Source organism: Streptomyces cavernicola, assembly GCF_029968035.1.
Lineage (GTDB): Bacteria > Actinomycetota > Actinomycetes > Streptomycetales > Streptomycetaceae > Streptomyces > Streptomyces cavernicola.
In genome coordinates, this window is the sequence record NZ_JASCIQ010000008.1 from 142,773 (window position 1) to 159,714 (window position 16,942).

A 16,942-nucleotide genomic window follows, 5' to 3' on the forward strand; every position below is an offset into this window, starting at 1 on the left:
CCTGCGAGGTCCTGCCGCACGCCGGCCAGAGCACGCCGGCCCCGCAGTCGTGGGCTCTCGCCGCACTCCCGCTCGCCGCCCCGGCGGGCACGCCCGCGCATACCGATGCGCAGCCCCCCGCCAACCATGACTCCCGCATGCCGCTGGGTGCCCGAAGAGCCCAATCCCGCCTCTGCCGGTGGCTCATCTAGGCCGCTCCTCGCGTACTTCCGCACGCATCGAGCGAACCCTCAACCCCCCGCCCGTAGAGCGAAAGCGAAGCCATGCACTCTCAGACCCTCACGGTCTCCCCCGAATCGACCGCCACCGGCCCCGCCTCCCCCGCGCCCCAGCTGCGCGGTCGAGGAATGACCGGACTCGTCGGCAACACCCCCGTACTGCACATCTCCGAACCCCTGGCCCCGGCCGGCCGCGGATTCTGGGCGAAGCTCGAAGGCTTCAACCCCGGCGGCATCAAGGACCGACCCGGCCTGCACATGGTCGAACGGGCCCGCGTCCGTGGCGAGTTGAAGCCGGGCGGCCGCATCATCGAGTCCACCAGCGGCACCCTCGGACTCGGCCTCGCACTGGCCGGGATGGTCTACGGGCATCCCGTCACCCTCGTCACCGATCCGGGCCTCGAGCGGTCCATGACCCAGCTCCTCACCGCGTACGGAGCGCAGATCAACATGGTCTCCGAGCCGCACCCGACCGGCGGCTGGCAGCAGGCCCGCCGCGAGCGCGTGGCCCAACTCCTCAAGCAGCACCCCGACTCGTGGAGCCCGGACCAGTACAGCAACCCCGACAACGTGTCCGCGTACACCCCGCTCGCCCTTGAACTGGCCGCCGAACTGGGCCACATCGACATCCTGGTGTGCAGCGTCGGAACCGGCGGACACTCGGCCGGAGTCTCCCGGGTCCTGAAGCAGCTCTACCCGGAGCTGAAGCTGGTCGGCGTCGACACCGTCAACTCGACGCTCTTCGGGCAGAGTTCCGGGCCTCGCCTCATGCGCGGCCTCGGCAACAGCATCCACCCCCGCAACGTCGCGTACGAGAACTTCTCCGAGGTGCACTGGGTCGCCCCGGCCGAGGCCGTGTGGACCTGCCGTCAGCTGGCCGCATCGCACTACGCCACCGGTGGCTGGAGCGTCGGCGCCGTCGCGCTCGTGTCGGGTTGGCTGGCCCGCACCCTGCCCGCGGACACCCGGATCGCGGCGATCTTCCCCGACGGCCCGCAGCGCTACCTCGGCACGGTCTACGACGACGACTACTGCGCCGCCCACGGGCTGCTCGACCTCCCGCCGGCCCCCGAACCGGACGTGCTCGGACGGCCGGACGAGAAGCAGGTCAGCCGCTGGACCCGGTGCACCGAGGTCGTCGACCCGCAACGCCTCGCCGAGCAGAAGGCCACCGGCTCCCGCGGGCAGGAGAAGAGCAAGTGAAGGGCGTCCTCGCGCAGGTGCGCACCTACCCGCGCAGCGTGCAGCTGCTGATGGTGAACCAGTTCACCATCAACCTCGGCTTCTACATGCTGATGCCGTATCTGGCCCAGCACCTGTCCGGATCCCTGGGCCTCGCCGGCTGGACGGTCGGACTCATCCTGGGGGTACGGAACTTCAGCCAGCAGGGCATGTTCCTCGTCGGCGGCACCCTCGCCGACCGGCTCGGCTACAAGCCCATGATCGTCTCCGGGCTCGTCCTGCGTATCGTCGGCTTCGCCACCCTCGGGCTCGTCGACTCCATCCCCGCCCTCCTTGCCGCGTCCTCCGCCACCGGCCTTGCGGGAGCCCTCTTCAACCCGGCCGTGAGGGCGTACGTGTCGGTGGAGACGGGAGAACGCCGGGTCGACGCGTTCGCCCTGTTCAACGTCTTCTACCAAGCCGGCATCCTGCTCGGCCCGCTCGTGGGCATGCTCCTGACCGGCGTCGACTTCAGCGTCACCTGCCTGGTCGCGGCCGGGATCTTCGCCGTCCTGAGCATCGTCCAGTTGCGTGCCCTGCCCGCCCGCAGAGCCGACGACACGCAGAAGTCACCGAACCCGCGGACGGCGCGGAGCGCGAGGCTCACCCGGCGCGCCAGGCGCGGGCGGCACGCGAAGCGGGCGCGGGAGAGCGTCCTTTCGCAGTGGCGGGGAATCGTGGCCAACCGGCCGTTCCTGCTGTTCTCGGCGGCCATGATCGGCTTCTACGTCCTGCAGTTCCAGGTCTATCTCTCCCTGCCCCTCGAGGTCCGACGCCTCGGCGGGGACGGGGAGTTCGGGACTGCGGCGGTGGCGGTGATGTTCGCCGTCTCCGGCCTGAGCACCATCCTGTTCCAGACCAGGGTGACCGCCTGGTGCAAGGCCCGCATGGAGCCGGGCCAGGCACTGAGCCGGGGGCTGCTCATCATGGGCCTGGCGTTCGTGCCGCTGATCGTGCCCACCGTCGTCCCGGTGCCGGACAGCGGCACGGGCCTGTGGCTGCTCGCCGCCGCCCCGCCGACGCTCGCCGCGTTCCTCCTCGCCGTGGGCACGATGATCGCGTACCCCTTCGAGATGGACACCATCGTCCGGCTCTCCGGTGACCGGCTCGTCGCCACCCACTACGGGCTGTACAACACCATCTGCGGCGTCGGCATCACCCTCGGCAACCTCGGCACCGGCGCGGCCCTCGACTCCGCGCGGGCCGCGGGCATGGCCGCGATTCCGTGGCTCACGCTGATCGCCCTGGGCATCGCCTGCGCCACCGCGTTGTACGGGCTGCACCGCACCGGCCGCCTCGTACCACCGCCCGTATTCGATCCGAACCAGCCCGAGCCCGTGAAGGTCTGACCTCTACGAGGCCCTGGCCCACCCGACTCGGCACCCTCAACGGCCCTGCAGAAGAGGGGCGGGCAGCACGACACGCTCCCGCCCACGACGCCCAGGTCTCCAGGGCGCCGGGCCAGGTGGAGTTGGGCAATCAGCCTGCTGGGGGCCTCAGTTCGAGGCCCCCAGCAGGGTCACGCGGTCAGGGTGGCCGTATAGCCGGCAGTGGCGATGGCCGCGACGATCTCCTGGGCCGGGACCGGTCGTTCGAGCTCGACGACGGTGCGTTCGGTGCGCAGGTCGGTGGTGCTGGCGGTGACGCCGGGGAGTTCTTCGACCTCGTCGTCGATGAGAAGTCCGCAGCTGTTGCAGTGCATGCCGGTGACGGCGAATTCGAGACGGAGGGTCATCGGGCGGTCTCCTTCGGGGTGGCGGTGCGGGGGCCGGCGGGCTCCTGGAAGGTGATCTCGCCGCCGTACATGCCCATGCCGCAGGTGAAGTTCAGGGTGCCGGGCTCGGGGGTGCCGAGGTCGATGGGGGTGCGGCCGGTGACCGGGAGGATCTCCTGGACTCCCTTGTCGGGGACGACGAAGGAGCGTACGCAGCCGCTGGTGTCGTCGGTGGCGACGACGAGCTCGGTCGGTAGACCGGACGTCGCGGTGATGGCGGTCGGCGCGTAGGAGTTGGTGCGGGCCTGGACGGTGATCGTCTGGACGCCGTCGGTCGTGGTCACGGTCTTCTGTGGCTGTTGTGCGGCGGCCTCGGACGCGGGCGCGGGAGTGGGCCACCAGCCGCCGAGGCGAAGTCCGGAACCGGCGGTCCACACGGCGACGGCGAGGACGATCACCGCGGTGACGACGCTGAGGCGGCCCTGCCAGCGGCGGGCGGCGGAGCGCAGCAGGAAGCCCAGTACGGCGAAGAGCGGACCGGTGCCGAGGACGAACCCGGCCATGACGGCGGCGCCGGCGAGCGGGGTTCCGGCGGTGACGGCGATCAGTTCGACGCTGAGGGTGACGCCGCAGGGGATGAGGACGGTGAGGAAGCCGAGTACGGCAGGGGTGGTGACGGCGGTCGACTTGGCCGAGCGACGTACGAGCCGGCCCCACGAGGCGGGCGGCCGGGGGACGAAGCGGCGCACGGCGCGGACGCCGAGCATGTCGAGGGCGAACAGCAGCATCAGCACCGCGCCGGCGATCAGGAGGACGGCGCGGGCGCGTGGGCCGGGCTGGATCGCGGCGCCGACCAGGCCGAGGGCCGCGCCGAGGAGCGTGTGGGAGGCGAGCTTCGCGCCGAGGAACGCGCCCACGGGAGCGAACAGGCCGCTGCGCTCCCACGCTTCGGGGCTCCAGGCAGTAGCGCGGCGGCCGACGGCACTGGCGAGCAGGCCGCCCTGGACGGCGGCGCAGGAGGCGCCACCGGCGAAGAGACCGGTGGTCAGGCCGGTGACGAACAGGGTGGTGGTGGAGGCCATGGAGGAGGAACTCTCCCGAGTGGGATAGCCGGATCAGGACATGACGGAGTACCCGACAAGCCGAAAAGGCGAGCGGGTACGGGAGTGATCAGGTCCGGCTGACGCAGAGAAGAGTGACGGGATCGGGCGCCCGCGGCCAGGCACACCCGTTGTCGCCCACCGCGGCCGGCGGCTCGGCGGGTGCCTGCGGATCGGCGAGGACACCTAGGTCGGGGGCGGCGGCGAACGCGACGGGCAGAGGTGGGTGCGCGGTCGTGAGCGGGCACTCCATGCTCATGGCTGGGCACTCGTCGGGCACCGGAGCCACCGCACGCAGGAGCTGCTCCGGCCCCGCGGGGACCACCTCGGCGGTCATGCCCGTACCCGTCATGCCGGGCATGGGCTCGGCCATGGCCATGGCGGTGTGCGCGGGACCCCACATCAGGTAGGCGCAGGCCAGCAGCACACCGACCACGAAGGTGGCGAGCGCGGGCCGGGGACTCCGGGCGGGGCGGACGGGCATGCCGGCGATGCTAGGCCAGAGGGGTGGCGTCGCTCTAACCGGCAGGTCAGCGCTGCCGGCTGGTGAACTTCATGACGTACGCCCCGAGGCAGTCGGCCACTACGAGCCCCCGGCCCCGACCAGCCGACCACCCCTGACCACGCAGACGAAGTCGACCCACGAACTCGACCCACACTGAACGACGGGCTTCCACCGGGACGGCGGCCGGGCGTGCGCGGCAGACGGGCAGGCTTCGGCCCCGTAGACGCATGAGGTAAGAAGACAGCCGTGACCGAACCGCCCCGGACCGCCACCCAGTACGCGTTCATCGCCCTCGCGCCGCCCGACGACGCGAAGAACGAGCTGGCCCACGCGCTGAGCCCGGCCTACGCCGCCTATCCCGACCTGCGCTGGAACCGCGTCGAGGACTGGCACATCACCCTGGCCTTCCTGGGCGAGCTGCCGGTGCAGGCCGTGCAGCGGCTTCGTTCGCCCCTCGCCGACCTGGCGGCCGCCCGCCCCGCTCTCGAGCTGGCACTGCTCGGTGGCGGACACTTCGACGAGCGAGTGCTGTGGAGCGGCATCGAGGGCGATCTCGACAGACTGCAGGAGCTGGCCGAAGCCGTACGTACGCGGGTCAGGCACTGCGGCGTCGCGTTCGTCGAGCGTCCGCTGCGTCCCCACCTCACGCTGGCCCGCGCTCGCCGCAACGACAACACGTCCGTGACGGCCGCGGCCGCCCGCCTCGACGGCTTCACCGGACGCCCCTGGCGGACCGAACGCCTCCACCTGGTCGGCAGCACGGTGAGAGGCCACTCGGGCCTGCGGCGCTATCAGGACATCGACGCGTGGGCCCTCGGCACTGGTCAAGGGCGTCCCGATCCAAAGCCAAAACCGCCACAGGCTGCCGTGCCTGAGCACAAGGACGGTTCGGGTCCCGCAATGATGTCGGCCCGACCCCACACGCCCTGAACCCGTCTCCTCGCAAGCCGTATGGCGGTGGTGCTGTCGGCACCCGCCGCCACCGCGCGTAGCCTCACCACCAGAAGGGCACCAACAGCTATTCGGCCACCGCTCTGCCGGGCGCACTGCAAAGGGGTGCTGGATGTCGATGACGAGTCGGCGCGGCCTGCTGGCGAGGTCTGCGGGGGCGGTGGCGCTCACCCTCGCGCCCAGCTCCTGTGCGGCCACGGTGAACACACCACGCGAGCGCGCCCTCATCGCCGCAGACGGGCGCGTGGACTGGGACGCCTTGCGGGCGCAGTTTCGGCTGGAGCGCGGGTGGGTGAACCTCGCGCTGTTCTACCTGGCGTCGCATCCCGAGGCGGTGCGGGATGCGGTGGATCATCTGCGGGCGCAAGCCGACGCCAATCCTCTGTCGGTGCCCACGGGGATGGCGCTGCCCGACGGTCCTACCGGATGGCCCCGGGTACGCGAATCGCTCGCGGCCTATATGGGAGGCCGAGCCGAGGACATCGCGATGACGGCGAGTACGAGTATCGGGCTCGGCGTCGTCTACAACGGCGTCGTAACCCGGCCGGGGCAGGAGTTCCTGTTGACCGAGCACGACCACGTCTCCCATCGCACCGCCGCCCGCTTGGCCGCCGAAAAGCATGGCAACAAGGTGCGGCAGGTGTCTTGGTTCTCTGATCCGGCCACCGCGACGGCGGACGGCATCGCGGCTGCGGTCGGCGAGGTGATCCGCCCGAACACCAGAGTTGTGGGGATCACCTGGGTGCAGTCCAGCACGGGGCTTCGGATGCCGGTGCGTGCGGTGGCCGAGGTGGTACGCCGAGCCAACGAAGGGCGCAGTCCCGCCGACCGGTGCCTGCTGGTCGTGGACGGCGTGCACGGCCTTGCGGCAGTCGACGAGGACGCCGCAGGACTGGGCGCGGACGTGGTGATCGCCGGAACGCACAAGTGGCTGTTCGGCCCAAGGGGAACGGGGCTGATCTGGGTGGCGCCGGACGTCCTCGAACAGTTGCGGCCCACGTTCGTGAGCTTCATCAGCGGCGCGGCGGCAGCGCCCCTGTCACCCGGCGGGTTTCTGGCGTTCGAGCATGCCTTCGCCCTGCCGGTGGCGGTGGCACTGCATGAGCAGCTGGGCCGAGCCCGCGTTGCCACCCGCATCACACAGCTGTCGACCCGAGTGAAACAAGGCCTGAGCCGCATCCGCGGGGTCACCGTGCACACTCCGGCCGACCCGGAACTGTCGGCGGGGATCACCTGTTTCAGCGTGGCGGGCCACACGCATCAGCAGGTCGTCGACCACGCCGCCGCCGACAACGTACGGCTGTCCACCTCGACCTTCACCCGTATCGGCACCGCCGTCATCAACACGCCGGCAGAGATCGACACCGCACTCAACAGCCTGGCCGACCTCACCGGCTAGCGCCGAAGGCCGAAGGCTCAACTGACCAACGTTTCAGCTGGATCGACTGGTGTGCTCCGGGATCGGGATTCTCGGTAGCGTGACCGTTGGCTGCATGGGGTGTCCATGCGCGCGACTGGTCCGTGCGAGGGCTTCTGACGGAGCGTTCCGGCGGAGAGTTCCGGCGGAGAGTGATGAGGCTGCGATGAGTGAACCGACGAAGCCCGAAGTCGACATTCCGGAGGGCGACGCTCCCACCGAGTTGACCGTCCGGGATCTGGTCATCGGGGACGGGGCCGAGGTGAAGCCGGGCATGGTGGTCAGGGTCCACTATGTCGGGGTGACCTTCGAGTCCGGGAAAGAGTTCGACGCCTCCTGGGACCGGGGCCTGCCGTTCAAGTTCGCCCTGGGCAGTGGCAGGGTCATCAAGGGCTGGGACCGCGGGGTCAGAGGAATGAAGGTCGGCGGTCGGCGCGAGATCATCGTTCCCCCGCGCCTCGGCTACGGCAATCAGTCACCCTCGCCGTTGATCCCGCCGGGCTCGACCCTGATCTTCGTGGTGGACCTGCTGGACTCGTATTCCAGCACGGCCGGGTGGAGCAACACCTAGGGCTAGTACGGCAGATCACGGGCCGAACCAGGGCCGGACCGAGGCGAGGGCCGGGCAGCGCCCTGATCGTGTTGACCGCCCCCGGCAGGCAGTGCTGGAGTCGGCGGGTGGACAGCATCCCCGCCAACCGGCGGCTCTGGAACCGGATCAGCAGCGCCTACCAGCACGAGCACGACCCGCAGATCGGCGCCGCACCCCGGCTGTGGGGCATGTACTCCATCCCCGACGCGCACCTGCAAGCCCTGGGCGACGTCACCGGCAAGCGCGTTCTCGAACTCGGCTGCGGCGCCGGCCAGTGGTCCAGGGCGCTCGCCGCCGAGGGCGCCCAGGTGGTCGGGCTCGACCTGTCCGAAGCCCAACTCGCCGCAGCAGCAAGGGCGATGGGAACGGCCCGCTACCCGCTGGTGCAGGGCGCCGCCGAACAACTCCCGTTCGCCGACGGCAGCTTCGACCTGGTGTTCTGCGACTTCGGTGGGCTCAGCTGGGCGCCTCCGCACCTGGCCGTCCCGCAGGCCGCACGTGTCCTGCGCCGCGGCGGACGCCTGGTGTTCAACGTCGCCAGCCCCTGGTTCGAAACCTGCTACGACGAGGCCGCCAGCCGCGTGACCACGACCCTGCAGAAGGACTACTTCGGACTGAACACCATCGCCGAAGACGAAGGCGACGGCGAAGACGAAAGCGACGGCGACGGCGACGGCGACGGCGACGGCGACGGCGACGGCGACGGCGACGGCGACGGCGACGGCGACGGCGACGGCGACGGCGACGGCGCTACCAGCTATCAGCTCACGTACGGCGGCTGGGTCAGGGTCCTGCGCGGCGCGGGTCTCGTCATCGACGACCTCATCGAACCACGGCCCGAACGCGGAACACCCAACGGCTACAACGAGACCGACCCACCCGACTGGGCCCACCGCTGGCCGGCGGAACTGCTCTGGGTGACCCACAGACCGTAGGCCGGATCGGCTTCTACGAGGAGCCACGAGCCTGAACTCGGCTGTCTGCAGGGGGCGTTGCCCAGCCAGGAACCCGAGCCAGGCACCCGAGCCAGGCACCCGAGCCAGGCACCCGAGGCGCGCACCCGAGACCCCCGCCCGCGGGCAGGCCACGAGCAGGGCACGAGAGGAGGCGCCTGACCCGCGCTCAGCCGGTCTGGCGCCTCTCGTGGGCCTTGCTCCTGTCAGGTCAGTTCCACGTCCTTCGTCTCCGGCATGCGCCAGATGACGACCACGGCGAGGAGCAGCAGCGCCATCGTGTAGAGCAGGAACACCTCGCCGAGACCGTGTGAGCTCAGCCAGGTCTGCAGGTAGGCCGCGCTGCCTCCGCAGGCCGCGACGGAGAAGGCGTACGGGACGGCGACTCCGGCTGTGCGCATGCCGGTCGGGAACATCTCCGCGTAGACCGTCGGCAGGATCGCCGAGCTCGCGGCGATGAACAGCATGGCGATGGTCATGGCGACGCCGAGCTGCCACACCTGGTCGCGGATCAGCAGGTCGAGCGGGAACGTGAGCGCCAGGATCCCGACGTACGACAGGAGCATGACCGGCTTGCGGCCGATGCGGTCGGAGAGGATGCCGAAGAGGGGCAGTACGGCGATGAAGACGAGGTTGGCGAGGACGCCCGCCCAGAGCGCCGCCTCCGGGTCGAAGTGTTTGACGGCGATGGCCTGGGCGGGGGCCGAGACGACCCAGGTGTAGTAGGTGACGGTGCCGCCGAGGGTGATGCCGACGACGCGCAGGCAGGCGCGGCGGTTGGCGCGGAAGTCCTGCCAGAGGGACGGCGCGGCGCCCGCACCGGTGGACTCGCGCTGCTTCTCGAAGGCCTCGGTCTCGGTCAGGCGCATGCGTGTGACCAGGGCGTACGCGCCGATCGCGGCGCCGACGAGGAACGGTACGCGCCAGCCCCAGTTGTGGAGTTGGGCGTCCGTGAGAGTGCCGGCGAGGACGGCTGCGAGGACTTCGCCGACGACGATGCCGCAGGTTCCGGAGACGTAGATCAGGCTGGACCAGCGGCCGCGACGACCGTGCGGGGCCATCTCGGAGACGTACGTCTGGGCTGCGGGCAGTTCGCCGCCGTGGGCGAGGCCCTGGACGAGCCGGGTGACGAGGAGCAGGAGTGACGCGCCGACGCCGATGCTCGCGTGGGTCGGCGCGAGGCCGATGACGAGGCTGCCCGCCGAGGCGAGGCCGACCGACACGATCATGGCGAGGCGGCGGCCCCTGCGGTCGCTGAGCCGGCCGAAGAGCAGGCCGCCGAGCGGACGCATCAGGAAGCCCACGGCGAAGATCGCGAGGGTGGCCATCAGGGCCGACGCGGGGTCGGACTCGGGGAAGAACTGCGGGGCGAAGAACGGGGTGAACACCGCGTAGATGTTCCAGTCGTACCACTCGAGGGCGTTGCCGATGCCGGTGCCGAAGACGGTGCGGCGGCGGGCCGCGCGGTCGGCGGGCGCGGCGGTGGACGGGGGTGGTGCGGCGGCGCCGGCGTCGGCCGTGGTGTCGGGGACGACGGTCGACGGCTGGGCGTGCGGTTCGCGGGGCATCTGCGACTCCGGAGGGGACGGGGGGTTCGGGGCCGTGGGGGGGGGAACTGGCGGGGAGGGAAGTTCAGTTGGCGGCTGCGAGGCGGCGCAGCGCCAGCTCGGCGTAGAGGGCCGCGCCGTCGCCGAGTACCGCGTCGTCGAACTCGGCGTGCGGTGAGTGGTTGTACGGCGCGTGCGCGGGGTCGCGGTCGGCCGGGCAGGCGCCGAGCATGACCATCGCGCCGGGCACGGCGTCGAGTACGCGGGAGAAGTCCTCGGAGGCGGTGACCGGCTGCTCGGCCCACGCGTAGCGTTCCTCGCCGTGCACCTCGGCGACGGTACGGGCGACGAACTCCGCCTCCGCGTGGTCGTTGACGGTCACCGGGTACTGCTCGGCGTACTCGATGTCGACGTCGAGGCCGTGGGCGGCGGCGATGCCGCGGCAGACGCGGACCGCGCCGTCCTTGACTCGGGCATGGGCGGTGGGCGAGAAGGAGCGGACGGTCGCCTCGAAGACGGCCTGCTCGGGGATGACGTTGCTCTGTGTCCCCGCGTGGAAGGAGCCGACGCTGAGGACGACCGTGTCGAACGGGTCGAAGGCGCGGGTGACGAAGGTCTGCAGCGCGGTCACCATCTCGCAGGCCGCCGGGACGGGGTCCTTCGCGCGGTGCGGGGCGGAGCCGTGCCCGCCCGCTCCCCGTACCGTCACGCTGAGCTGGTCGGACGCGGCGAGCACGGGTCCGCGGCGGGTCTGGAACACGCCCTGCGGCAGGGACGCCGAGTTGACGTGGAGCGCGTACGCGGCGACCGGCCGGGCGTCCGGGCCGGGGCCGGCCGCGTCGAGGAGGCCCTCGTCGAGCATCCGGCCGGCGCCGTCGTAGCCCTCCTCCCCCGGCTGGAACATCAGGACGACCTGCCCGGCGAGCGAGTCCCGCCGGGCGGCGAGCAGCCGGGCCGCGCCGACGAGCATCGCGGTGTGCAGGTCGTGCCCGCAGGCGTGCATTCGGCCCGCGACGCGGGAGCGGTGGTCGCTGGGCACGGCCTCGGTGAGCGGCAGGGCGTCCATGTCGCCGCGCAGCAGCACGGTCGGGCCGGGCCGCGCGCCGTGCAGCACGCCGGTGACCGAGCTGAGGCCGCGGCCCGTGGAGGTGTGCAGCGGGAGGCCGTCGAGGGCGGTGAGGACCTTCTCCTGCGTACGGGGCAGGTCGAGGCCGATCTCGGGTTCGGCGTGCAGGGCGCGGCGGAGCCGGACGAGCTCGTCGTGCACCTCGGCCGCGTCGTCACGTACCGACACGTGGTGCTCCTTTCCGTTCACGGTGCTGGTGGTGGTGGAAAGCGTGACCGGCGAAGCACTGTGCTCAGGAATTTGCAGCTATTTTTCTTGCGTGACAGATGACGCGCAGGATTCATTCACCACGCTGGGCATCGACGAGACCGATCTGAGCCTCGTCCACGCCTTGCAGCTCGACCCGCGCGCCCCGTGGACCAAGGTGGGCGCGGCCCTCGACCTGGACCCGGTGACGGTGGCGCGCCGCTGGGCGCGGATGGCGGACGCGGGGCTCGCGTGGGTGACGCCGCAGATGGGGCAGGGGCAGTCGGCGCGGGCGTTCACCGCGGTGGTGGAGGTGCACTGCGAGGCGGGCCGGTCCCTGGAGGTGGCTGCGACGCTCGCACGGCAGCCGCACGCGTTCACGGTGGAGCACACCACGGGCAGCCGTGACCTCCTGGTGACGGTGGCGTTGCCGAGCCTCGCGACACTGTCCCGGTATCTGGTCGAGTCGCTCGGCGCGCTGCCGGGCGTACGGGAGACGCGCAGCCACCTGGTGACGAGCGTGCACGCGCAGGGCGGCGACTGGCGGCCGCGCGCCCTCGACCCACAGCAGCGGGCGCAGCTCGCGACGGACGGCCCGGAGCGGGCCACAACGGCCGGGACGCGTCGGCTGACCGACCAGGACCGGCAGTTGATGCTGCTGCTGTGCGCCGACGGGCGGGCCCCGCTGACCGACCTCGCGGCGGAGCTCGGCGTGAGCGTCAGCACCGTGCGGCGGAGGTTGCACGCCCTGGCCGCGGGCGGGGATCTGGAGTTGCGGTGCGAGGTGGCGCAGCCCCTGTCCGGCTGGCCGATCGCGACATGGCTGCTCGCGGAGGTGCCGGGCGCCGAACGCGAGGAGATCGCCCGGCAGTTGGCGGAGCTGCCGGAGACCCGGGTGTGCCTGGGGCTCACGGGCAGCCGCGGCAACCTCTCGTACAGCGCGTGGCTGCGCTCGCTCGACGACGCGGAACGCCTGGAGCAGCTGCTCGCGCAGCGCTTTCCCCGACTCGTCGTCCTCGACCGGGCGGTGGTGCTGCGGTTCGTGAAGCGGATGGGCCGGCTGCTCGACCCGGTGGGGCGGAGCGTCGGGGTCGTGCCGATGGACGTGTGGTCGGATCCGTTCGACGAGTACTGAACTACGGTTCCTGTCCGGCGACTTCGGCTCCTCGGAGGCTGCGACAGCCAACTCCCGTCATGCGCCATGATGTTGCTCTCGGATTCCAGGGGGAGGCGGATCTGTTGGGCGACCACGGCTTGCCTGGGGGCGTACGGGGTGCACGGGGTGTGCGGTGTCTGCGGTCCGTGCTGCTCGGGGTGTTCGGGCTGCTCCTCCTGCTCTCGGGCGGCGGCACCCCGGCCCACGCCGCCGAGCCTCCCCCGGTCGCCGCGCCGTCCCCGGTCACCGAGTCGTCCCCGGTCACCGAGTCGGACGTCTGCCGTTCCGCCGCTCTCGCGAAGGCGCGGGTGAGTACGTGGGTGCGCCTTGAGCACGGCGGCAGCACGTACAGCCGGATACGCAGCGGAGTCAGCGTCGAGGTGCCCGAGGCGTGGCCGCTGGCGAAGGATCTGCTGCTGAGCGAGGACAGCAGGCGGTACGCGGTGGCCATGTCCTGCCTGACCCGCACCGAGCCGGGGCAGTACCGGCGCTGGTCGGAGTGGCGCAGCGGCCGGCCGACGGCGGTGTCCACGAAGAGCGGCGGCGTGAAGGTCGTCGACCGGACGCACTCCTGGGTGAACGTCTACCGCTCGTTCATCGACGTCGGCCTCTGGCGGGTCCGCGCGGGCGCGGAGCGGTGGACGCTGCGACTCGTGCCGCCCGCCGCGCTGCAGAAGGCCCGCTGGACCGAGATCGAGGTGGACCCCGGCACGCCGGGCGCACAGTCGGCGAAGCCACGCCCTGACGAGGGGGACGGCGCGACGGCTCTTGTGTGGCGTCCCGGCGCGCCGGCCGAGGGGAAGAAGGCGAAAGCCTCCACGGCCCCTCGCGACCTCACCGTTTCCCTCGAACCGCCCTGGCAGCGTTCCTAGGCCGCGCAGAGCGACCGGCTCGTGGCCGTGGTCGTGGACCGGTCCGGGACGCTGCTCTGGACCGGGACGACCACCGTCCTCCTGCTGTACTCGGCGACCCTGTACCGCAGGCGTTCCACTGCCCCGACTCCCGTACAGGAACGGACACTTCGCAACCTGCGGACCTGGTCCGTGGCGCTCTTCCTCGTCGCCGTGGCGACCACCGTCGACGATGTGCTCCAACGGTACGGGCAGCGGTACGGCGGCGGGTCGGCGCAGGAGCAGCAGATCGCGATGGGGACCGTGGTGGCCCAGGCGGCGGCCGTGGCCGCACTGTTCCTCGTGGCCCGGCCGGGCCACCGCGTGCGGGCTGCGACAGCCCTGCTCGCCGTGCCGCCGGTCGTGGTGACCATGGGGCCGAACTGGTTCGGTCTGGAGAAAATGCGCTTCGCGGGGCATGAGGCGTCGGATTTGGCGGTCACGGCTCAAGGAACCGCCGCCTTGTGCATGTTGGCGTTGTTCGCGCTCGGTTTCGTGGCGACGGCCTGGCGGCTCGCGGTCGACGGCGGGCTGCTGCCGCCGAGCCGTCGGCACGCCGGACACGACCGGGTGCTCAGACTCCGCATCGCCGGTCCTGCGGTGCTGCTGTTCGTGACGGTCGTCGGGGTGTGCTTCGTGCTCGCGCAACACCGCAACTGGCTGCGCGTGACGTGGTTGAGCGACCGCGCGGACCCGGTGTACGAAATCGAGCGGTCGAGGGACGTCGTGCTGGAGGCCCTGTGGTCCGTCCCCCACGGGCAGGACTGGCTCGCCTGGCAGACCTGGCTGCTCACCGGCGTCGCCGTACTCGCCGTGCTGCGTACCTGGCGTGCGCCCGGGTCGGTGGCGCCGCTGGACGAGCCGGCGGACCGGCTGCTCTTCCTGACGTTCTTCACGGTCGTGGCCGCACCCACCAGCGGCTATTTCCTGGCCGACAACGCCTTCACCGGAGTGTGGCTGCTCCTCGCCATGCTCGGCCTGTACGGGGTGGTGGCGCCGTTCGCGCGCCGGTCCGTGCTCGCCCAGCCCTTCGAGGACTCGGGGCGGCCGCTCGCCGAGTCCGCCGGGCCCGGCATGCGGGCCGTACTGCTCGGCAAGGCCCGCGCGTACCGCGAGACGCATGCCGAACTGCGCCGTCTCGACCAGGGGTTGTTCGGTGACGTACCGCCGAAGCGGAGCGATCTGGAGCACCGCCTGAGCGCCCTGCACAACTGGCCGTCGGCGGGCGGCTCGGACCGGCTCCCTGCCCAAGTGTCGGTCGTGGACGGGGCGTTGGCGCTCGGGCCGAGGGACACATGGTGGGCCAACGGCAGCCGTTGCGCCCGTCTCGCGCTGCTCCCCGCCGTGCCGGTGGCGTTGCTGCTCGTCTGGGTGTGGAACGTGCGGGGCGAGGCCTGGCAGACCACGCTGCACGACCAGTTCGGGCTGGCGTCGCTGCCGTTGCAGCTGGTCGGGGAGGTGGCGATGTGCACGAGTTCCGCGTTCGTGCTCGGTGCGCTGTGGCGGCGGCTGCCGGGGCGGCGCGGTCCGGCCAAGGCCCTGCCGGTGACGCTCGCCCTGGCGGTGCCGCCGGCGCTCGACGCGCTGGTGTTCCGGTTGACCGACGAGAGCGCCGCCAACCTCGCGCTGACGGTGACGGCGCTGCTGTTCGTGCTCACGGTGACGGGGATCGCCGCCGACTTCGACACGTTCCGCGGTGAACGCCGGTACTGGCAGAGCCGGTTGGGCCTGCTCCTGTCGATCTACCAGATGCGCTACTACTCGCTCCAGGTCGCGTATCTGATCGCCCAGATCCTCGCCATGATCACCATCTGGGAGTTCTTCGCGGCCCCGGACGCACCGCCGGAGCGGCCGGCCTCGACGAAGTGAGCCGTCTGGGCCGGCCGGCTTGCGGCCCCGCTGGGCGCCGCCCCGTTCCCGCCCGATTGGACGCGTGCTCGCGCGGGACGCAACCTGAGAGGAGAAGTGCCAGGTTCTGAGGTGGTACCCGTGAGTCGCCGTACTGTTCGCACGGGAATCCCGGCCCTGCTCACGGCCGGGGCGGTCGCCGGAGTGCTCGCTCTCTCCGGCTGCGACGGCGACTCGGGCGAAGGCGCCCGGCCCACCGTGACCGAAACCGTCACAACCGCGCCGACGACACCCGACGCAGGCCCGTCGCCCCCGGAACGCACCACCCCCGCACCCTCGGCTCCGGAGCCCACCACACCCGCGCCACCTCCGCCTCCACCGCCGCCTCAGCCGCCGCCACCGCACTCGGCCGAGCCGACGCTCGACTCGGAGGGTGTCGTGCTCGCGTACTTCGCCGCGATCAACGTGCAGGACTACCGGCGCGCGTGGGACCTCGGCGGCAGGAACCTCGCCGAGTCCTACACCGCCTTCGTCGACGGCTTCGCCACCACCGCTCACGACGACGTCCGCATCCTCGGATCCGACGGCTCGACCGTGTCGATCAGGCTGGAGGCCACGCAGACGGACGGCTCGGTGAAGGTGTTCGAGGGGACGTACGACGTACGGGGCGGGGTGATCGTAGGGGCCGACGTGCACGAGGTGCCGGGCGCGGAGCCGGGGCCGGGCTCGCCGTCCCCGTACTACCCGAACTGCGATGCCGCCCGGTCCGACGGCGCTGCGCCCCTGCTCGAAGGCCGGCCGGGGTACGCGCCGCACCTCGACCGGGACGACGACGGCGTGGCCTGCGAACCGTATGTGGACTACGAGCCGTCCGAGCCGTGAGCCGCCGTACGCGGCCGCACGCGAGAGGGCCAGGCGAGCTGCCCGGCCCTCCGAGGTGCGGTGGTCAGCGGACGGTGGTGACCCGCTGTTCCTTCAGCGCGGCGCAGTTGGAGCCGGTCACCTGCACGTACACGTTGCCGATGCTGCCGCCCCAGTCGACGCAGTGGGCCTTGCCGTAGACGTAGACGGGGCCCGCGTACGAGGTGTAGGCCCCGTAGTCGTCGGCCCACTCGCCGGTGTCGGGGACGTAGATCCAGGACGACATGTCCATCGCGGTGCCCGGGTTGCTGCGGATGGTGACGACGCAGTTCTTGCCGTTCGTCGCGTTGTACGTCAGGTACACGGTGCCCCGCGTGCCGATCGGGGCCGAGTTGACGGTCTTGTAGCTGCTGCCGCAGACCTTCTGCGGCGTGGTGTTGGGCGCGGCGGAGGCGGGAGTCGCCAGCGCCGTCGAACCTCCCATCGCCAGGGCCGCCAGGGCTGAGACGGTCAGGACAGGTCGGCTGAATCGCATATTTCCCCCCATATCGCAGTTCGAGCGGTCTGCTCGCACTTGGTAGGACCCACCACACATCTGAATGGTTGTGCCCGTCTCCATGACCGCTTCGGCTAACTGGGCGCGCCCTTCGGCGAGTT

Annotated in this window: 14 protein-coding genes and 1 pseudogene; 9 read left to right on the plus strand and 6 right to left on the minus strand. The window is 71.4% G+C overall.

The window, feature by feature from the left end; translation table 11 throughout:
* Positions 1-347 precede the first annotated feature (347 nt).
* Complete coding sequence (locus tag QIS96_RS10075) at positions 348-1,421, plus strand: PLP-dependent cysteine synthase family protein (protein ID WP_282542186.1); 1,074 nt, start codon at positions 348-350, stop codon at positions 1,419-1,421.
* The gene (locus QIS96_RS10080; RefSeq protein WP_282542119.1) at positions 1,418-2,788 is read left to right on the plus strand and encodes an MDR family MFS transporter; all 1,371 of its coding nucleotides are present in this window, start codon (positions 1,418-1,420) and stop codon (positions 2,786-2,788) included. Before QIS96_RS10075 ends, QIS96_RS10080 begins: the two co-directional genes overlap by 4 nt.
* 170 nt (positions 2,789-2,958) lie before the next feature.
* Here the strand turns inward: QIS96_RS10080 and QIS96_RS10085 are convergent, their stop codons facing one another.
* From QIS96_RS10085 to QIS96_RS10095, 3 genes are all read right to left on the minus strand, one after another.
* Positions 2,959-3,174 carry a heavy-metal-associated domain-containing protein gene (locus tag QIS96_RS10085; RefSeq protein ID WP_282542120.1) on the minus strand — a complete coding sequence of 72 codons (216 nt, stop codon included), beginning with the start codon at positions 3,172-3,174 and terminating at the stop codon, positions 2,959-2,961.
* Positions 3,171-4,235, minus strand: a complete 1,065-nt coding sequence (locus QIS96_RS10090; RefSeq protein WP_282542121.1) for a sulfite exporter TauE/SafE family protein — start codon at positions 4,233-4,235, stop codon at positions 3,171-3,173. Before QIS96_RS10090 ends, QIS96_RS10085 begins: the two co-directional genes overlap by 4 nt.
* 88 nt (positions 4,236-4,323) lie before the next feature.
* Positions 4,324-4,737, minus strand: a complete 414-nt coding sequence (locus QIS96_RS10095; RefSeq protein WP_282542122.1) for a hypothetical protein — start codon at positions 4,735-4,737, stop codon at positions 4,324-4,326.
* 267 nt (positions 4,738-5,004) lie between these two features.
* Here QIS96_RS10095 and thpR point away from each other — a divergent pair, with 267 nt between their 5' ends.
* The 4 genes from thpR (at position 5,005) to QIS96_RS10115 (ending at position 8,653) form a co-directional block, all read left to right on the plus strand.
* Entirely contained in the window at positions 5,005-5,688 is a 684-nt protein-coding gene (thpR, locus tag QIS96_RS10100) for an RNA 2',3'-cyclic phosphodiesterase (RefSeq protein WP_282542123.1), read from the plus strand.
* A gap of 133 nt (positions 5,689-5,821) precedes the next feature.
* On the plus strand, positions 5,822-7,108 hold the full coding sequence (locus tag QIS96_RS10105) for an aminotransferase class V-fold PLP-dependent enzyme (protein WP_282542124.1): 1,287 nt from the start codon (positions 5,822-5,824) through the stop codon (positions 7,106-7,108).
* A gap of 184 nt (positions 7,109-7,292) precedes the next feature.
* Entirely contained in the window at positions 7,293-7,697 is a 405-nt protein-coding gene (locus QIS96_RS10110; protein WP_282542125.1) for an FKBP-type peptidyl-prolyl cis-trans isomerase, read from the plus strand.
* Positions 7,698-7,804: 107 nt separating this feature from the next.
* Positions 7,805-8,653: a class I SAM-dependent methyltransferase gene (locus tag QIS96_RS10115; protein WP_282542126.1), complete on the plus strand. Its 849-nt coding sequence runs from the start codon at positions 7,805-7,807 to the stop codon at positions 8,651-8,653.
* Positions 8,654-8,877: 224 nt separating this feature from the next.
* Here QIS96_RS10115 and QIS96_RS10120 read toward each other — a convergent pair whose 3' ends face one another.
* Together QIS96_RS10120 and QIS96_RS10125 are read right to left on the minus strand one after the other, a co-directional pair.
* Positions 8,878-10,239, minus strand: a complete 1,362-nt coding sequence (locus QIS96_RS10120) for an MFS transporter (RefSeq protein WP_282542127.1) — start codon at positions 10,237-10,239, stop codon at positions 8,878-8,880.
* A 64-nt stretch (positions 10,240-10,303) separates the two neighbouring features.
* The gene (locus tag QIS96_RS10125; protein WP_282542128.1) at positions 10,304-11,512 is read right to left on the minus strand and encodes a M20 metallopeptidase family protein; all 1,209 of its coding nucleotides are present in this window, start codon (positions 11,510-11,512) and stop codon (positions 10,304-10,306) included.
* A gap of 91 nt (positions 11,513-11,603) precedes the next feature.
* On the opposite strand from QIS96_RS10125, the gene QIS96_RS10130 reads away from it, so the two are divergent.
* The 3 genes and pseudogenes from QIS96_RS10130 to QIS96_RS10140 all read left to right on the plus strand — a co-directional run bounded on the left by QIS96_RS10130 (position 11,604) and on the right by QIS96_RS10140 (position 16,306).
* Positions 11,604-12,665 carry an Lrp/AsnC family transcriptional regulator gene (locus tag QIS96_RS10130; RefSeq protein ID WP_282542129.1) on the plus strand — a complete coding sequence of 354 codons (1,062 nt, stop codon included), beginning with the start codon at positions 11,604-11,606 and terminating at the stop codon, positions 12,663-12,665.
* 179 nt (positions 12,666-12,844) lie between these two features.
* Positions 12,845-15,445 (plus strand): annotated as a pseudogene (locus QIS96_RS10135) (DUF6185 family protein).
* A gap of 120 nt (positions 15,446-15,565) precedes the next feature.
* A complete protein-coding gene (locus QIS96_RS10140) occupies positions 15,566-16,306 on the plus strand; it encodes an excalibur calcium-binding domain-containing protein (RefSeq protein WP_282542130.1) in 741 nt (246 codons plus the stop codon).
* A gap of 64 nt (positions 16,307-16,370) precedes the next feature.
* On the opposite strand, the gene QIS96_RS10145 is transcribed toward QIS96_RS10140, so the two are convergent.
* Entirely contained in the window at positions 16,371-16,820 is a 450-nt protein-coding gene (locus tag QIS96_RS10145; protein ID WP_282542131.1) for a spore-associated protein, read from the minus strand.
* Positions 16,821-16,942: the final 122 nt, after the last annotated feature.

Bases quoted from the DNA above. Each gene is read 5' to 3' on its own strand.
- QIS96_RS10085 (WP_282542120.1), bottom strand. From the start codon at position 3,174: ATGACCCTCCGTCTCGAATTCGCCGTCACCGGCATGCACTGCAACAGC.
- QIS96_RS10110 (WP_282542125.1), top strand. From the start codon at position 7,293: ATGAGTGAACCGACGAAGCCCGAAGTCGACATTCCGGAGGGCGACGCT.
- QIS96_RS10095 (WP_282542122.1), bottom strand. From the start codon at position 4,737: ATGCCCGTCCGCCCCGCCCGGAGTCCCCGGCCCGCGCTCGCCACCTTC.
- QIS96_RS10105 (WP_282542124.1), top strand. From the start codon at position 5,822: ATGTCGATGACGAGTCGGCGCGGCCTGCTGGCGAGGTCTGCGGGGGCG.
- QIS96_RS10090 (WP_282542121.1), bottom strand. From the start codon at position 4,235: ATGGCCTCCACCACCACCCTGTTCGTCACCGGCCTGACCACCGGTCTC.
- QIS96_RS10075 (WP_282542186.1), top strand. From the start codon at position 348: ATGACCGGACTCGTCGGCAACACCCCCGTACTGCACATCTCCGAACCC.
- QIS96_RS10120 (WP_282542127.1), bottom strand. From the start codon at position 10,239: ATGCCCCGCGAACCGCACGCCCAGCCGTCGACCGTCGTCCCCGACACC.
- QIS96_RS10145 (WP_282542131.1), bottom strand. From the start codon at position 16,820: ATGCGATTCAGCCGACCTGTCCTGACCGTCTCAGCCCTGGCGGCCCTG.